Source organism: Allocoleopsis sp. (assembly GCF_036703385.1).
GTDB lineage: Bacteria > Cyanobacteriota > Cyanobacteriia > Cyanobacteriales > Coleofasciculaceae > Allocoleopsis.
The window spans coordinates 18,812-36,566 of the sequence record NZ_DATNPA010000611.1 but is presented as its reverse complement, the minus strand read 5'-3'; the positions used below and the strand labels follow the sequence as shown (position 1 = coordinate 36,566).

Below are 17,755 nucleotides of genomic sequence, written 5' to 3'. Positions count from 1 at the left end.
GTAGACCAAGTCGGAGACAAGATTAACTACACCATCGATGTCAAGAACACGGGCAACACCACCTTAACGGGTGTCACCGTCAATGACCCGTTATTGGGAGGAGCCTTAACCAGCTACACAGGTGACAGCAACAGCAACAGCAAACTGGATGTGGGTGAAACCTGGACTTACAGTGGTTCCTACACCGTCACCCAAGCCGACCTGGACAAAGGCGGCTCCATCCTCAACACCGCCATTGGAGACACAACACAAACCGTCTCCAAGTCCGATACGGAAACGGTGCCAGTTAGCCAAAACCCAGCGATCGCCATTAACAAGGTGACAGTCTACGGAACCCAATCAGGTGACGGATTGACGGGTGTTACAGCTGGAACCCCCATCAGTTGGAAATACACGGTAACCAATCCAGGTAACGTGAGCCTCTCCAACGTCACGGTGAAGGATGACAACGGCACACCGACTAACGCTGCCGATGACTTCACGGCCACTCCCCAATTAAGCGGCGGCTTCAATGTCGGCGATACCAACAAGGATGGCAAGTTGAATCCCGGTGAAAGTTGGACTTTCACATACTCTGGCACTGCTGTGGCTGGCAGCTACACCAACATCGGTACGGCAAGCGGTATCATCGGTACTACTACAAAAACCGCGACTGATTCCAGTTCTTACACTGGCACGTCTCCTGATTTCGGTCAAATTGCGCCGACAGGGACAACCATCCAGCAGTATATCAATGGCACAGCACCTGACTTTGACCAGTACTATGCCTCTCAGGGCGGAGTCATCCAGTACAGTACGAAGAGCAACAAGATTAGCCAAACCAACCCAGGTGTCTTGTACTACTACACCGGACTTTCCAATACCATTAAGGGCGTGGATGTCGATGGCAAGGCAGGAGTCGATCCAATCAAGGTCTTAATCGACCAAAGCAACAACGGGCCTGATGTTGTTAACAACCAGGCTGGCAATACGGAATGGAATTTCGGTGCCTCCTTCAATGATGTCAAGCTCTACAAGGTCACCGATGCCAACAACAATGGCAAGATAGACCCAGGTGAGACAGCTACTCAGGTACAACTGACATCGAGTCAGGTCGTCTTCGGTACTGGGGCAAGCAAAGGTGACATCACCATCAATTTCACACCAGATGCAGTAGGCTCTCTCTATGTAATCGGGGTGAAGTATGATACCGGCAGCGTAGTCGGCTTGAATCTAGGAACATCAACACCAACAGTCAAATACGGGTTCAACACCGATGTCGGTGCCAACAATACCGTTGAGGAAACCGACCTCAAAGGCATCACCTTGAGCTACAAAGCAGCACTTACTCTCGACGGTACTCCAACTGTTGGTGGTGCAACGCTGACCCAAAACCAACTTGCGTCCGTTGTCAGTGCGGCTATTGATTACTGGGCTGCACAAGGTGTTAATGTACAAAGCCTGAATCAACTGAAACAGACGGATGTCCTGATTGGAGATTTGGGTGGCACATCATTGGGTGAGACTCTGGGCAGCCCTGATGGCTTAATCGTCAAGATCGATGATGATGCCGATGGTTACGGTTGGTCTACATCACTCGATAGCGTCAATCCCAACCAAGTCGATCTCTACTCGACTCTGACACACGAGTTCGGTCATATCCTTGGTTTAGACCATGATGATATGGGAGAAGCCTTAGGAGTTGGTGAACGGCACCTACCGTTGGATGGCGATAATTTGGATCTCCTCAAACAGCAATACTCTAGCGTGTTTGCGGTTCAAACACAGGTCTGATGTAGTGTCTGCTAATTCTGTTTACAATTGGGCAGGATAAGCAGACCTTCATCTAATCCTCTCTCATGCAACAATAGCGTTTCACAGGGAACCAACCTTGTGAAACGCTTTTTAGAAACAGAACAGGAGAACTGAGCCTGTTCTCTTGAGGGGATATCCAACAACAACGTTGCACTTCTCTTGCAGGGTGGGCATTGCCCACCTTACGACTTAACCCAGCAGTATTGAAGTACTAGCAAGCTTGAGCGTCTTTTGCAGATTTATGAGCAACCTTCCGAAGAGACAACCAAAATCCAAGCGCCCTGACTCTAACAAGCAACAGACTGCAACGAGGGATGCTCTTCAGCAAGTGGATCATTTGAATCAAAAGCTCCAGTTAGGTATCAAGTATTGTCAGTCAGGACAACTGCAACAGGCAGAAGCTTGTTTTCAACAAGTGCTTCAGTGGCAGCCTGACAACCCTGATGCCTGTCATCTCTTGGGTGTAATTGCGGCTCAACAAGGTCATTATCAAACTGCTATTGAACAGATTCAGCGAGCTATTGCCTTAAATTCTAAAGAAGCGACATTTCATCACAACCTGGGGAATGTCTATCAACAGTCTGGGCAATTCCAACAGGCTATTGACTGTTACAGTAAAGCTCTCCAACTTAAACCCGACGATACTGAAATTCGTAAACACCTAGATATTGTTTATGAAAAGCAACTAGACTTGGGCATTGAATATCACCAGTCTGGAAAACTTTCACAAGCAGAAACTTGCTATCAACAGGTACTCCAGGGGCAACCGAATCGTGCCGATGCCTGGCATTTGTGGGGTGTAATTGCTTGCCAACAAGAGCAATATTCTACAGCGATTGAACGGATTCATCGGGCAATTGAGTTCGAGCCAAACGCTGCTAACTTTTATAACAGCCTAGGTGGTGTTTATCAGAAACAACAGTGTTTTACTGACGCGATCGCGTGCTACCAAAAAGCAATTCACCTCCAACCTGATCTGGCTCAAGCTTATAACAACCTCGGTCTTGCCTACCAAGAACAAGGGATGGTGAAACAAGCAATCGCACCCTATCGGCAAGCAATTCAACTCCAACCGAACTATACCGATGCCCATTTGAATCTGAGCATTGCTTACGAACAAGCTGGGCAATTCGAGTTAGCCATCTCATCCTGTCAGAAAGCCATTGAACTTCAACCTAATAAGGCAGAAGCCTATGTTCAATTAGGAATTATTTTCCGAAAACAAGGAAAACTAACCGATGCGATCGCATCCTATCAACAAGCCCTTCAGCTTAATCCCAGTTCTGCTGAAACCTATAGCAGTTTGGGAAATGCTTTAAAAGACCAAGGAACATTAAAGCAAGCGATCGGTTCCTACCAACGAGCCCTCCAGCTTGATCCGAGTTGGGCGGTAGCGAAGGGTAATCTCATATCCTGCCTGCATTACGGCAGCGACTACAAGCCGTCGGAAATCTATGCTGAACATCGACAATGGGCTGAACGTTTGGCTGCCCCATTAACAGCAGCAATCCAGCCTCACACGAACGATGCCAACCCAAACCGACGACTCCGGATTGGCTATGTCTCCGGTGACTTCAAGACCCATTCGGTTGCCTACTTCTTTGAGCCGCTGCTAGCCGCCCACAACCACCAGGATTTCGAGATCATCTGCTACGCCAACAACAAGAATGTAGATGTAACAACACAACGGCTGCGGCAACTGGCCGATGGCTGGCGTGAGATCGCTTTTTTGAAGGATGAACAGGTTGCAGAACTCATCCGCCAAGATAGGATTGACATCCTCATCGATCTTTCTGGGCATACGGCTGACAATCGACTCCTGGTATTCGCCCGTAAACCAGCTCCCATTCAGGTCACGTATCTGGGCTATCCCAACACCACTGGCCTGGATACGATGGATTACCGAATTGTAGATGCCTGGACTGATCCTGAAGGACAAACCGAGCATCTGCATACCGAACAACTCTTTCGCTTGCCCCACGGCTTCCTGTGCTACCAGCCACCGCAAGACAGCACAGCCATCAGCCCTCCACCAGTCCTGAAACGAGGGCAAATTACCTTTGGTTCTTTCAATAACTTAGCCAAGGTCAGCCCCCAACTCGTTGGTTACTGGGCCCAAATCCTTAAAGCCGTCCCGAATAGCCGTCTGCTGATCAAAGCCAAGCCTCTAGTTGATCCGGGTACGCGCAACTACCTGCAAGAACAGTTCCAACAGCAGGGGATCGACCCAAATCGTCTGGAATTAGTCGGTTGGCTAGCGGATAAGACTCAACATTTAACCCTTTATCAGCAGGTGGATATTGCCCTGGATACCTTTCCCTACCACGGCACGACCACAACCTGTGAGGCAATGTGGATGGGGGTACCCGTAATTACCCTAGCGGGGCAAGCTCATGTCTCACGAGTGGGGGTGAGTTTGCTGTCATCAGTTAGGCTAGAAGACCTGATCGCTCAATCCCCTGAAGCATACATTCAAAAAGCCGTTGATCTGGCTAGTGACCTAGAACGACTGCAAGCATTACGAGCTAACTTGCGCGATCGCATGGCAGCATCTCCCCTAACTAATGCCAGCCTGATCGTTCAATCTGTAGAAGAAGCTTATCGAATGATGTGGCAGCGTTTTTGTGGGCAAACGCTAATTGGACCCGACGAACTTTTGGTTACGGTTGAAGGAGATGTCAAACTTTGTGTCAAGAATGATCTCAGTAATCTGACGACTTATGTTTTGTTAGAGCAGGGGGATTGGTTTGAGCCAGAGCTAGCATTTATCCGCAAACTCATCATCCCAGGGATGCACATCCTAGATATTGGCGCAAATCATGGAGTTTATACCCTGGCGATGGCTAAGTTACTCCAAGGGCAAGGCCAGGTCACTGCCTACGAACCGGCCAGTTCTGTTGTTTCGCTTCTACAAAAAAGTGTGGCAGCGAATGCGCTAACCACTGTACAAATCGTCAACGCAGGTTTATCCAATCGTGAGGGTAAAGCGACTCTCTTCCTGGCAGCAAACAGCGAACTAAATTCCTGCCAGCAAAGCAGTTCCCACCAACTACAGGAAACGATTCAACTACTCACGCTTGATGGAGAATTAGTGAAGCGGGGCTGGCAGACGATAGATTTTATCAAGTTAGATGCAGGAGGAGAAGAGAGCAAGATACTTGCCGGAGGGCAGCGCTTTTTGACAGACCACACTCCTTTGGTTATGTTTGAATTCGCCTCAGGTAACCAAAGTAACCTGCTCCTCATTCAGCTATTTCAGAAGCTCGGTTACGATATTTATTGCCTTGTCCCTGCTATCGGCTGCTTGGCTCCTGTGGATGTGAGCCAGCCAATATCAGATCAGACGAACCTGTTTGCCTGCAAAGCAGATCGAGCGCGACAGTTAACCGAGCGACAACTGCTAATCAGGGAAGTGGGGGAAACGCCAAGGAGTTTGAAACCAGATTACTGGTTAGCAGCGATCGCAAACTGGAGTTATGCAGCTCCCTTTCTCAGTCAATGGCAACAATTTGCAGTCAATGCTAATGCTGAGAGTCATTTGTACTTAGCAGGACTGAATTACTTCGCTGTTGCTAGAGCAGCTAATATTTCATTAGCGGAGCAGTTGGCAGCCTTAAAACATTCCTTTGAATGCCTTCAAAAAGCTGTTCACACTAAATCATCCTTTCCTCGCCGTTGTACCCTGGCACGAGTTGCCGCAGAATTAGGGCAGCGACAACTCAGTGTCCAAACACTCCAAGAATTGGTTACAGCTTTTAGCTCTGGTCAAACTATCGTCATTGACGAACCTTTTTTGCCTGTAGCTCAGCAATATGACCATCAGCCATGCAATGATAATTTATCAGACTGGCTTTTCGTCAGCATTGTGCAAACTTACGAGAGCAGTAGCGTTCTCAGTTCTTACTTCGCTGCCCAGCGATCGCTCTCCTTACTCACTCAGATTGTCCAGAAACCTTACCATAGCCCTCAAGCCAAACGGCGGCTGAGCTATGCTAAACACCGCCTCAGACATCAGGAGTATTCTCTCCAAATCTATCAAGAAGATTCACAGGCACTGAGCTTAGGATTAGGCAATTATTACTCAGAAAAAAACAAAACACTATACTCCAGCAGAAATAATCCAAGTAATGGATTTTTCTCAATCCTATCAGTATGTTTCTGGGGTATGATTGATTTATACAATTTGAATATTTTACCGGAAAGGATAAATTTTTCCGATGAATTTCTCTCCTACAGGAGCCAAGAACAAATAAGAAATAGGGCAGACTTTTATCCCTATTATTTTAAAACTAATCTTGATATTAAGATTGAGAGCAATTGCCTAATTTCAAAGCATGACCATCATGGTCTTTACAGGAATTATAATTTTAATAGTTACAATTTATTTACTCATAGATATTTTCAGGTAAATGAGTCTATTTTAAAAACTCAAAAATTGTTAGTTAAAAAGTATCAGATAGACTTGTCAAAAACAATAGCAGTCTGCTATCGAGGGACTGACAAACATACAGAAGTTAAGCTGGGCAATCCCCATGCTTATTTAGAGCTAGCTGAGAAACTATTACAACAGAATCCAGAACACAAAATCTTAATTCAGACTGACCAAGAACAAGTTCGGGATTTATTTGTCAATTACTTTCATGAGCGGTGTTTCTTTTTTGAAGAAATGCCAGTTGCCAGAGAAGGAAGGGCATTACATGCGAATGCACATCTTACACAGGTTGATAAGTTTTCTTTTGGCAAAACTCTCTTGGCTGTCACTCATTTGCTTTCCCAATGCGATTTAATTGTGAACCATACTGGCAATGTAGCTGCTTGGATTTGTTTGCTTCGAGGCAATGCAGACGGTGTGTTTCAATTTGATCGAGAAGGGAAATTAGTAGTTCCTGCTCAACCACACCACCAATCTCAGATAAAACGCCAGCTTCAAATTGCCCAGCATTCTCCGTCAGGGCAACAGTTAAAGCGAAACGAACCTAAATTCATTCTCATCAAAGCCTGGGGATACGGTTTTTGGGCTGATGTTGACCACGTTCTCGGTCAACTACTTATAGCAGAATTAACGGGCAGAATTCCCATTGTCCATTGGGGCGACAACAGCCGTTACCAAAATTCCAAGGGTGAAAATGCTTTTGAACATTACTTTCAACCCATTTCACCTTATACCATCGATGACTTACTGGGACGCTCTTACAAGCTTTACCCGTCTAAGTGGTCAGAGGATAACCTGAAAACCAACGAGTTAAATAAATTGGATGGTTCTGGCTCTCGGCTATCAGGTTCTTCCTTCCTAACCAGAACAGAAGATGTAGTCGTGAGCGATTTCCACAATTACGTTTACGATCTCATACCCTGGATTGATTCCCATCATTTTCTTGCCGGAAAGTCACCGCAGGAAGTCTATCGTTATTTATTTCACAAGTATCTTAAGCTTAGACCAGAGATTAATCAGGATATTGAGCAATTTTGGTCAGAGCACTTGGCTGGTCATCATACCTTTGCTGTTCATGTTCGGGGCAGTGATAAAAGTAAAGAAAGCCGTAAAATTGCTCAAATTAACCAGCAATATCATGCAGTCATCGAAAGCTACTTGGAACGCAGACCGGATACGCTAATTTTTCTCTTAACTGATGAAACTTCAGTATTAGAAGAATATAAACAAAAATATGGGGAGAAACTACGATATACAAATGCTGTACGCACTAGTACAGGTGTTGGGATTCATTACCAAAAACACGCCTCTCCCAAGCAAGTTGGTATTGAAATCATTAAGGATACTTATCTAGCTGCCAAGTGTGATTATTTCATTGGTAACGGACTTTCTAACGTTTCGACAACAATCCTACACTTGAAAGAATGGGGAGACAATCAATATACTCTTCTAGCAAAAAATTGGCTCTTTGACACCCCCAAAGAACACAAACCACAACCTCAGCTAAATTTATCAGACACAGACCCAAGAAAAAATCAGAAACCTGAAACGCTCAGGCAAAACGAACTGGCTCCACTTGAAAAGAGGCTCAACTTAGGAATTGAGCATCACCAAGCTGGACGACTGCCAGAAGCAGAGTCTTGCTATCAACAAGTTTTACAGTGGCAACCCAATCACGCAGATGCTTGGCATCTACTTGGCGTCATCGCGGGCCAGCAAAAGCAACACCAAACTGCTATAGAGCGGATTAATCGTGCCATTGAACTAAATTCAGAAAATCCCGACTTCCACAACAATTTAGGTAATGCCTTAAAGGCGCAGGGAAAGTTAGAAGAAGCTATCAACGCCTACTATCAAGCCCTAAGAGTTAATTCTCGCTATCCAGATGCCTATTACAATCTTGGGAACACTTTCAAGCAGCAAGGGAAATTAGAACAAGCCATCGATGCCTATCAACAAGCCCTAAAACTTAATCCTAAATTTACTGAGGTACATAATAATCTCGGGAATGTTTTGGCAGAAAACGGAAAACTAGAAGAGGCGATCTCGTGCTATCAACAGGCCCTCCAGCTCAATCCCAATAATGTTGAAATTTGCAACAATATTGGAAATGCGTTGAAAGAACAGGGCAGACTACAGGACGCAGTTATCTCCTTTCAGCAGATTCTACAACTCAGACCTGACTATGCTGACGCCCACTATAACCTCGGGAATACCTTGAAAGACCAGGGCAAGTTACAGGAAGCGATCGCGTGCTATCAACGTACCCTCCAGCTTAATCCTAACTTTGAGAAGGCACATAATAATCTAGGGAACGCTTTGCAAGACCAAGGCAAGTTAAAAGAAGCGATCGCGTGCTATCAACGTGCCCTCCAGCTTAATCCCTACTATAAGGTCGCGCAAGACAATCTAGTGTTCGCCCTCTATTACAGCAATGAATATCAGCCGTCAGAAATTTATGCCGAACATCGAAAATGGGCTGAACGTATAGTCTTGTTAATAACTGAACCGATTCAGCCTCACAGCAACAATACTCCAGAGGAGACGCTACGCGATCGCAACCCAAAACGGCGACTTCGCATCGGCTATGTATCCGGCGATTTCAAAACTCATTCTGTTTCCTACTTCTTTGAACCCTTGCTTGCTGCTCATAACCAGCGTGATTTTGAAATCATTTGCTATGCCAACAATAGAAAAGCAGATACGAAAACACAACAACTACGACAATTGGCACATGGCTGGCGCGAGATTTATACCTTAACCGACGAGCAAGTGACACAATTGATACGCCAAGATGAGATTGACATCCTCGTTGACTTATCCGGTCACACCGCTGACAATCGACTGCTCGTATTCGCCCGCAAACCAGCACCAGTACAAGTCAGCTACATTGGCTATCCCGGCACCACTGCTCTTAATGCGATCAACTATCGGCTCACGGATGCCTGGGCGGACCCCCCTGGAAAGACTGAGCATCTGTATACGGAAGAACTAGTTCACCTGCCCCACGGTTTCTTGTGCTATCAGCCCCCTCAAGATTGCCCATCAGTTAGTCCGTTGCCAGCCCTGGAGAAAAGACAGATTACCTTCGGTTCATTCAATAATCTAGCCAAGGTCAGCCCCCCGCTTGTGGCTTACTGGTCAGAAATCCTCAAAGCCGTTCCTAACAGCCGCTTGTTACTTAAATTCAAATCGCTGATTGACCCTGGCACAAGAGATTATTTACGGGGCTTGTTCCAAGAGCAGGGTATTGGTTCTGAGCGTCTGGAACTAATGGGTTGGGCTGCCACCCAGAGCGAACACTTGAGTTTGTATAACCAGGTAGATATTGCGTTGGATACTTTTCCTTACCACGGCACAACCACAACTTGTGAAGCACTGTGGATGGGCGTACCAATGATTACATTAGCTGGTCAAACCCATGTTTCGCGGGTGGGAGTGAGCTTGCTTCACTCAGTGGGTCTAGAAGAGTTGATTGCTCACTCTCCCCAAGAGTACATTCAAAAAGCCGTTGCTCTCGCAAATAATTTGGAAGAATTGCAAGAATTGCGGGCGAACCTGCGCCGTCAGATGCAGGCAGCGCCGCTGACTAATGCTAGTCTAATTGCCCAATCCTTAGAAGATGCCTATCGCACGATGTGGCGGTGTTGGTGCAACGGAAACTAACCGAGAACTTCTCTCTCTCAAGAACAACATTCCGCTTCCCAACGAGAACAATTTCATTTGAAAAGTCAATAGATAGCCTGAATGTTGAGCGCTCACAAGGCATTGCTCCAGGTTTTGCTGTAATACTTCTCGGTAGCATCAGCATTCATAGTCTGCCTAAACTGATAGCCGTCCCAATCGTCCAGCCATCCGCAAGAAATAGCAACAGCGTAAATCCCAACAATAAAAGATACATCCAAGGCTGTGCCAAAGGACGAATATCCGTTGTATCAATCCCAGTATGGGCAGCGACGAGCTTGACTAATCGAGCAAATCCAACCACCCGCATCGGCAACAAATAAGCTTTCTCCGATGACTGGCTAAGAAAGTAGTAAACTATCCCCCCTTGCCCCGTTGTCCGCATCTTCAAATCTTTGACATCCTGCCAGGGTAATGACCAACCTTTGCGGAAAAAACTGGGTACCCAATGGGGATAAGCCACCTGAATTTTTTCCTCATCCACAATGACCCGTTCGCTCAGCGCACCATACAATGCGATCGCACCAACACTTAATCCCACCCACAGCAAGACTGGCGGCACAGGTGTCGATGATACCTGCGCCAAAAACGGGAGTGGAATCGTTAGCGCTAAATAAAACGTCATTAAGGTAATCCGAATCAGGGGGGAAATATAAAAAATCGAACAGGTGGACGGCTCAGTATCCGGCTGGGGTGAAACCGATAAAAACTGTGTTTTTTTATGACTTGGCTTTACAGTATTTGACATCTTTTATCAGTTACTTATGCTACATCTTAAGTTGTTAGGATTTAATGACTCAGGAGGCTGTATGTTACTAGAACACAGACCGAGTGGTGTCTTAGTCGAAGTGCTGACGCTGGAAGAGCTTTATAATCCCTGCCGCTGTGAGATTATTGGCAGGCTGCAAGCGGGAGAAGAAATGCAAGACCCTGAAACCTTCCTAAAGTCAGAACTAATTTTCCCGTCAGGTGAAACCCTCCCTTGTTGCTGGTTTGACGCACACTATCGAGAAAAGATTGCGTTGAAGAAGACTATAGCCATGGGTGTTTGAAGCGACTTTTGACAACGTTGAGTTCAATCCTTGATAATTTCTACACAAAATGGCAGGATTTTTTGTCTAATTTTTTGATTTAACCTGATGAGGTAGAATTTGTGGGGTTCAACATTCATGAGTGAGAGTTGAACCCCTATTTACAGGGCTAATGGCTAAGTTTGTGGCGTCCATGCCTTCTTATCGCCTTGCCCCCAAAAGCCGTCATATTTCGTAACGCGAACATCGCCCAAAACCTTAGTCTGACAGGCTAAGCGGCGATTAGCTGTGGGAGAATGAGGAGGCAGTGAGCGCCTCGCCTTATCCTTCCAATTCGGTTCGGACACGTCCCCTTCAACTGTGACGGCACAGGTACCACAACTACCGAAGCCCATGCAGTTGATTATCATAGCCTTGCCGTTATACAGTTCAACTCCATGCTCCAGTAAAACTTGGCGTAAATTGCTCCCCGTCTCACATTCAAAGGTCTTTCCTTGAGCTGTTACTTTAGGCATGGCTGCTTTACCTGACTTGCTGTAAAAAGGAATTTGGCTACGTGAAAAGGCCAAGATATCTCGGCTGCATTCCAACCCGCCCTTAACTTTAGTTTACATTTCTTTACGATTAGCTCAAATATTCTCCCTGCCCATGAACTCGCAAGCATCTACCCCCATCTGGATCTATGACACCACGTTACGGGATGGTTCCCAGCGTGAAGGACTCTCTCTGTCACTAGAAGACAAGTTACGCATTGCGAAAGAAATCGACCAGTTAGGGATTCCTTTTATTGAGGGCGGATGGCCGGGCGCAAACCCGAAAGACGTACAATTTTTTTGGCAAATAAAGGAAGAACCCCTGACTCAGGCGGAAGTCGTAGCCTTTTGCTCGACACGACGCCCTAACATTACCGCCGCCGAAGACCCGATGCTGCAAGCGATTCTGGCAGCAGGCACTCGCTGGGTGACGCTTTTTGGCAAATCTTGGGATCTCCACGTCACAGAAGGGCTACAAACGACGCTGGAGGAGAACTTGGCAATGATTCAAGACTCGATTGAGTATCTCCGTAGCCAGGGGCGTCGAGTGATTTACGATGCCGAACACTGGTTTGATGGCTACAAGCAAAATCCTGAATATGCCCTCCAGACTCTTAATGCCGCACTCAAGGCTGGTGCAGAATGGCTCGTGTTGTGTGACACGAACGGCGGCACCCTGCCTCATGAAATTGGGCAAATTGTTCGGGAGGTTCAAGAAGCGTTGAAGGTTGAAAGGTTGAATGTTGAAGGTTCAGAAAAAGCGGCTAACGTTCAGCCCTTATTAGGGATTCATACACATAATGACTCCGATACTGCGATCGCAAATGCTCTGGCAGGTGTCTTAGAAGGCGTTCGCATGGTGCAGGGAACCATCAACGGTTACGGCGAACGCTGCGGCAATGCGAATCTTTGCTCTCTAATTCCCAACTTGCAGCTCAAGCTAGGATACCGTTGTATCCAGGATGAGCAACTCGCGAAACTGACCCAAACCAGTCGTCTGATTAGCGAAGTTGTTAATTTGGCTCCCGATGACCACGCGCCCTTTGTGGGACGTTCGGCGTTTGCTCACAAAGGCGGCATTCATGTCTCGGCGGTGGAACGGAACCCCCTGACTTACGAACATATTGAACCCGAAAGGATTGGAAATCGACGCCGAATTGTGATTTCTGACCAGTCCGGACTGAGTAACGTTTTGGCAAAAGCACGGACTTTCGGTCATGAACTCAACAAACAAGACCCCGCCTGTCGCCAAATTTTAGAACGTCTCAAAGGATTGGAAAGCGAAGGGTATCAATTTGAGGCCGCTGAAGCCAGTTTTGACCTGCTGATGCGCGAAGCATTGGGATATCGGCAGCAGTTTTTTGAACTCAAGGGCTTTCAGGTACATTGCGATATGTTGCAAAGTATTAGCGGTGATTACAGTAATGCTCTTGCCACAATTAAAGTTACTGTCAATGGCAAAGATATCCTAGAAGCTGCAGAAGGAAATGGCCCGGTTTCCGCACTTGATGCCGCCTTACGCAAAGCCCTCCAGAACTTCTATCCAGAAATTGCTCAGTTTCAGTTAACCGACTATAAAGTGCGGATTCTGGATGGTGGTGCGGGGACATCTGCCAAGACTCGTGTGCTGATTGAATCGAGTAATGGTCAAAAACGGTGGACGACTGTAGGCGTTTCTCCCAATATCCTTGAGGCGTCCTATCAAGCCGTGGTGGAGGGGATTGAATATGGCTTGTTGCTGCAATCCTCAGGAAGTTGGAAGACTGAAGTGTTGCGTCAAGAAGCTAAATCGGCTTCTGCTGGCTAAAGGGGAATGCGATCGCCCAAAATACTAAGTAGGATGAGCATCAATACTGCTCAGAATAAGAGCGATTTTCCCTTGAGTGGAGTACACAAACATGTAGGAGCGCGACATATCGTGCCCCTACCGTGTACATCAGTTAAACGAGAATTGGTATATCTTCTAGGACTGGATTTTGAGACTGAGCTTTAACCTGTCTCGATACTGCCCGCATATAGGCTACTTCTTTCTCAAGACCCGGTAATGTAGCTAGAATTTCTACTAACTCATCAAACTCCTGCGTAGACACGCTCGAAGCGCTCAAAGTTTCTTGAGAAAGTCTGCCATACAAGGCTTTGGTGAGTAATTCTAAAATATCTCGCTGCTTTGGTACTTCAATCTCTCCAGCTTTGACTCGTTTAGGGTTAATACCCCATTTCAAAATCTTCAAAAGTGCCTGTGAAGATGCTTTTGCACAAATAGAAGTGGTGATTTCCCGGATAGCTTCTGCCAAACATGGCTTCAGTTGCTCTTCTGGTAAATCTGGGTCATCCACTAGAGCTTTCAGCGCCGCCACATGTTTGTCTAAGACTTCAGTGGAGAAAGGAGCCAGTTCCGCAACAATCGTGTCTCCAGAAGGGTCTTTGCTGCGGTAGGGGTCTTCCAGAGTGTTAATTAGCAAATGGATGTCTGTGGGATTGGCATAGTCAAATTGACCCAGGAAAAATGGCTCTTCATAGCCCGGTTGTAATCCTTGAAAGTAGATAGGCCATTCTTTGCCAGATTGGACAATTTTGTAGAGAATCATCTCTAAGGTTTCTGTCGGCCAACCTAAATTAGTCACAGTGAAAAATTTCAGTTTGTCAGGCTGTGAGAAAATCAGGGCATTCAGCAGCAGATGACGAGCTTCGCTCAAATTCTGAGCGGTTAGATAGCGATGGGGAGCATGAACATTAATAACAGGCCCGCCTTTGATTTTCTCGTCAATTTGAAGAGACACCAAGCTGTTATCTAGGGTATGGGTAAAACGCACCATTGAATAAGTCACTTTCCCCTGCTGTACCGCTTGAGCAAATTGCCATTCAGCGATTTTCTTGGAGGCGGCGTACACTTCAGCGGTGAAGTATCTAGACGCTTTACCCGTTGAAGAGAATACGCATTGCTGCACGCCATACTTTTCACAGAGCTTAATAATATTCTCTGTGCCTAAAAGGCTAGTTGAAATTGTTTCTCTGACTTTTTTTTCCGCTAGTCCAGGCTGACGTTGAGCAGCTAAGTGAAAGACGAGTTCTGGTTTTTCTGCATCAAATATAGAGTTAAGGGCATTGTAGTTGCGCACATCTGCGGCATAGCGGGTGACAGATTCTTTTTTCTCCCCAATGGGTTTAAGCTCTGACGAATAACCACAACGGGCATTGTCTACAGAAATTACATGTTTGACACCGAGTTCAACCAGCTTTTCGACTAAGTCGCTGCCAACGCAGCCCTCTCCGCCTGTGACAAGCGCAACTTTTCCTTTAAGTTGTTCGCTAACTTCGGATCTATAAAGATGAATTGTGCGATCGCGGACATCGGCAAACGGATCGTCTTCGAGTTGTCCCTCAGCCTTATAAGCTTCGATGAGTTCTACAGTTAGAGTTCGTAGCTTTGCCAGAACTTCAGTCTCGTGTGGCTCCGGCGAACCCGGTGGCACTAATTCTTGTATGCGTTTAATTACCTCAGCTTTTCTGGTAACAGGCACCACTGCTGCGTCGGCTTCCGGCTTCACGTTTAGTAACTCCTGTAAATTAATAAAAAACTGATACCTCTAATTCCAATCGCCCAAGGTAACACCTGAGCGACAAAACAAAATTGTTTACATCATAATCTACACTTCTGAAAAGCTGCTAATTTATAGAGGCTGGCTTTACTCATTATTTATATATTTTTATATTATTTGATAAAATTATAAAGACCCGGTAAAGCGAAGGAAGTGAGCGGTGTATTTTCAATCGTTTTCCAGGTTTTCCACCTTTTGAGATTCAGCCAGCCAAGCTGGAGAGTACTATAGGCTTGAAGACAGCCTAAAAACTATGTAAACGTTCAGTCGCTTTCTTAGAGCCTAACCGCTGGCAACAAGAGAGAATAGCCCTCATCAATGCAAGACTTTTTACCCTTAGGCGCTTAATAATTCCGATGGATTTGGATTGAAAGATTAAGCAAACCTCATGATTAAGGCAAACGCTTCAGGTGTTTTCTCCCCTTGGGGAGTTAGCGCCTCAGCCAGTGGAGTTTCCTGGGACTGGTTAGGTGGGTTCAAGATTTTGTACCTAACAAAGCTTGGTTGATTCGTTACATTGACAAAGCTACAATCATCAAAACACCAATTCTACGTTGTTACTGGAGACCGGAGACCTCTCTCCAATAAAGTCTAAAGTCAGGATACAACGGCTCACTTTACGCTATCTTAAATACATCACCCAACTTTCTGACTGTTGTAGCACAGTGTTAAGATGTTACTAACGTGATGGACAGAGTCAACAACCTCCAGTCGCATTCAGCTTAGTTGGCTTTACCCTACCTCCAATTGGCTTTTACTAAAGCTCTTCCGGACGGGGCTTGTGTTCTCAGAAAAGTTTAACACAGTCCCATAGCCGACGCTTTCCAGCCGCTTTGAACGGGCGCAAGTGAAACGAAAGTTTAACTGTATGTTGCAGGAAGCGGAGCGTAGCGAGGCAGAGGTAATGGTAGTGATTACCGTACACTTTGCCAAAAACACTTGCACTCCTGCACTAAATGCGCTACAAGAGTATATGATTGCTTCTTGACCGTACAGGACTCTACGAAGCGGCGCAATCGCCAAATCAGGAAGCATTATAGTCCAAGAATTTGCAAAAGCTATTTCAAATTAATTGAAAGTATGACTCAGCAAGTTACTCACCCAATGGTGAAGTTTCAGCGTCAGGTGCATTCTCTGGTGGAATCTAAGATTATTAAACCGAACGACAGCCTGTGGAAAATCGCCCTGCTGTATGGAGATGAATGGTCTTACTGGAAGAAGGAACTCTTAGAATTTGGCTTCACCATGCAAGATCCAATTGGAGACTTACTGGCTGTAGAAGCCTGGGACGAAGAATAACTCCGTGGCGGGATTTAGGTTGAACTCCCATTTGGGGAGTTCCGCCTCACCGCTAAGGGAATTGATAACAAAAGCGAGGTTCAGGTCAAGTGGCAAGCTGCCAAAGCTTGCGCTAATTCTTTAGCCGATTGGTAGCGATCGCGCACTTTCGGCTCACATACTCGCTCTATCACGTCCCGCAACTTGGGCGGGATTGTAGGCACGCTGGACACTTCAAAGCCATATCCCGAGGCACGTTTTCGGTAATACTTGAGGGGGGCTTCTCCTGTGAGCAGAAAAATTAATGTCGGACCAATGGCATAAAGATCGGACTGCGTGACCGGACTTCCACGGTCTTGCTCAGGAGAACTATACCCTTCTGCGCCAATGCGAGTTCTGTAAACTGTACCAATCTCTTTGACAGCACCAAAATCGAGTACAACTATTTGATTATCCCGATGACGTACCATGAGATTAGCCGGTTTGATATCTCGGTGGATCAGAGGAGGGTTGCAGGAATGGATATAGTTGAGAATGTCACAGGTTTGAATCATCCACTCAACAGCCTGTGTTGGCGTAACTGGACCAGAGTGCAAGACCCGTTGCTCTAAATCCTGACCGTGAATGAGTTCCATCGCTAAGTATTTCTTCCCTTCTTCGACAAAAAAGTCGTAATACTTGGGAATCCCTGGATGAGCCAAAGTTTTTAGAGTACGCGCCTCTCGTTCAAAAAGCTCTTGGGCTTTGGAAATTTGAGCCATATCCTCATTCATTTCCTTAAGAACGAGCAGGCTAGGCCGTCCATACTGACTGCCCTGTTTATCCCAGGCGAGATAGGTGGTACCCATTCCCCCCTGTCCCAAAGTCCGCAAGACTTGATACTGGCGGATGGTTCGCTGAAGAGGAACCAAGGGTTGACCGCAATGAATGCAGAACACATTATTGCTCGGATTGCCTTCGTGAGTACAGGATTCGATCTCTGGTGGGGATGATTGGTGATGGTGCAACGGTGCGGAGCCTTGCTCATGGCTCTGGAGGGTTGGTGGACGCGGCTCGGAACGCGTTGACCCATTACCACTGAGTGTTGCCTCCTCAAGTTGGAATTTGAGCAGAGGGCCTTCTCGTGCCAGTTGAATCAAGGCTTCATCGGGTACCAACCCCCGCGATATCAGTACACCATTGAGGAATGTACCATTTGTTCCCTGATTGATCAGCTGCCACAAACTACCTGAGGGAGAAGGACTTGCCCTAAGTTCCAAATGATGTCGTGAAACTAAGGGGTCGTCGAGAATGATGTCATTATCAGGAGAGCGACCAATCCGAATTGTGGATTGGCTCTGGAAACTCCACTGTTGTAGGGGGGTGGATGCCTGGGGATGTAAAAGGGTCAGCGTGACCATATCT

At 46.4% G+C, this 17,755-nt stretch carries 9 protein-coding genes; 5 read left to right on the top strand and 4 right to left on the bottom strand.

The window, feature by feature from the left end; translation table 11 throughout:
* Nucleotides 1–1,773: DUF7507 domain-containing protein (locus tag V6C93_RS29300; protein ID WP_333480205.1), on the top strand; the 1,773-nt coding region annotated here is incomplete at its 5' end.
* Between the two features lie 262 nt (nucleotides 1,774–2,035).
* Complete coding sequence (locus V6C93_RS29295) at nucleotides 2,036–9,892, top strand: FkbM family methyltransferase (protein WP_333480204.1); 7,857 nt, start codon at nucleotides 2,036–2,038, stop codon at nucleotides 9,890–9,892.
* 145 nt (nucleotides 9,893–10,037) lie between these two features.
* Here V6C93_RS29295 and V6C93_RS29290 read toward each other — a convergent pair whose 3' ends face one another.
* A complete protein-coding gene (locus V6C93_RS29290; protein WP_333480203.1) occupies nucleotides 10,038–10,658 on the bottom strand; it encodes a hypothetical protein in 621 nt (206 codons plus the stop codon).
* A gap of 61 nt (nucleotides 10,659–10,719) precedes the next feature.
* Between V6C93_RS29290 and V6C93_RS29285 the strand changes: the two genes are divergently transcribed.
* The gene (locus V6C93_RS29285; protein WP_333480202.1) at nucleotides 10,720–10,962 is read left to right on the top strand and encodes an acetyltransferase; all 243 of its coding nucleotides are present in this window, start codon (nucleotides 10,720–10,722) and stop codon (nucleotides 10,960–10,962) included.
* Nucleotides 10,963–11,117: 155 nt separating this feature from the next.
* Here the strand turns inward: V6C93_RS29285 and V6C93_RS29280 are convergent, their stop codons facing one another.
* The gene (locus V6C93_RS29280; protein WP_333480201.1) at nucleotides 11,118–11,456 is read right to left on the bottom strand and encodes a 2Fe-2S iron-sulfur cluster-binding protein; all 339 of its coding nucleotides are present in this window, start codon (nucleotides 11,454–11,456) and stop codon (nucleotides 11,118–11,120) included.
* A 133-nt stretch (nucleotides 11,457–11,589) separates the two neighbouring features.
* Here V6C93_RS29280 and cimA point away from each other — a divergent pair, with 133 nt between their 5' ends.
* Nucleotides 11,590–13,281, top strand: coding sequence for a citramalate synthase (cimA, locus tag V6C93_RS29275; protein WP_333480200.1), 1,692 nt, complete (start codon nucleotides 11,590–11,592; stop codon nucleotides 13,279–13,281).
* Between the two features lie 133 nt (nucleotides 13,282–13,414).
* Here cimA and V6C93_RS29270 read toward each other — a convergent pair whose 3' ends face one another.
* Nucleotides 13,415–15,022 (bottom strand): polysaccharide biosynthesis protein, encoded by a 1,608-nt coding sequence (locus tag V6C93_RS29270; protein ID WP_333480199.1) that lies wholly within the window; start codon nucleotides 15,020–15,022, stop codon nucleotides 13,415–13,417.
* A 1,131-nt stretch (nucleotides 15,023–16,153) separates the two neighbouring features.
* Here V6C93_RS29270 and V6C93_RS29265 point away from each other — a divergent pair.
* Complete coding sequence (locus tag V6C93_RS29265; RefSeq protein ID WP_015181521.1) at nucleotides 16,154–16,372, top strand: DUF4327 family protein; 219 nt, start codon at nucleotides 16,154–16,156, stop codon at nucleotides 16,370–16,372.
* Nucleotides 16,373–16,452: 80 nt separating this feature from the next.
* On the opposite strand, the gene V6C93_RS29260 is transcribed toward V6C93_RS29265, so the two are convergent.
* The gene (locus V6C93_RS29260; protein ID WP_333480198.1) at nucleotides 16,453–17,751 is read right to left on the bottom strand and encodes a protein kinase domain-containing protein; all 1,299 of its coding nucleotides are present in this window, start codon (nucleotides 17,749–17,751) and stop codon (nucleotides 16,453–16,455) included.
* Nucleotides 17,752–17,755: the final 4 nt, after the last annotated feature.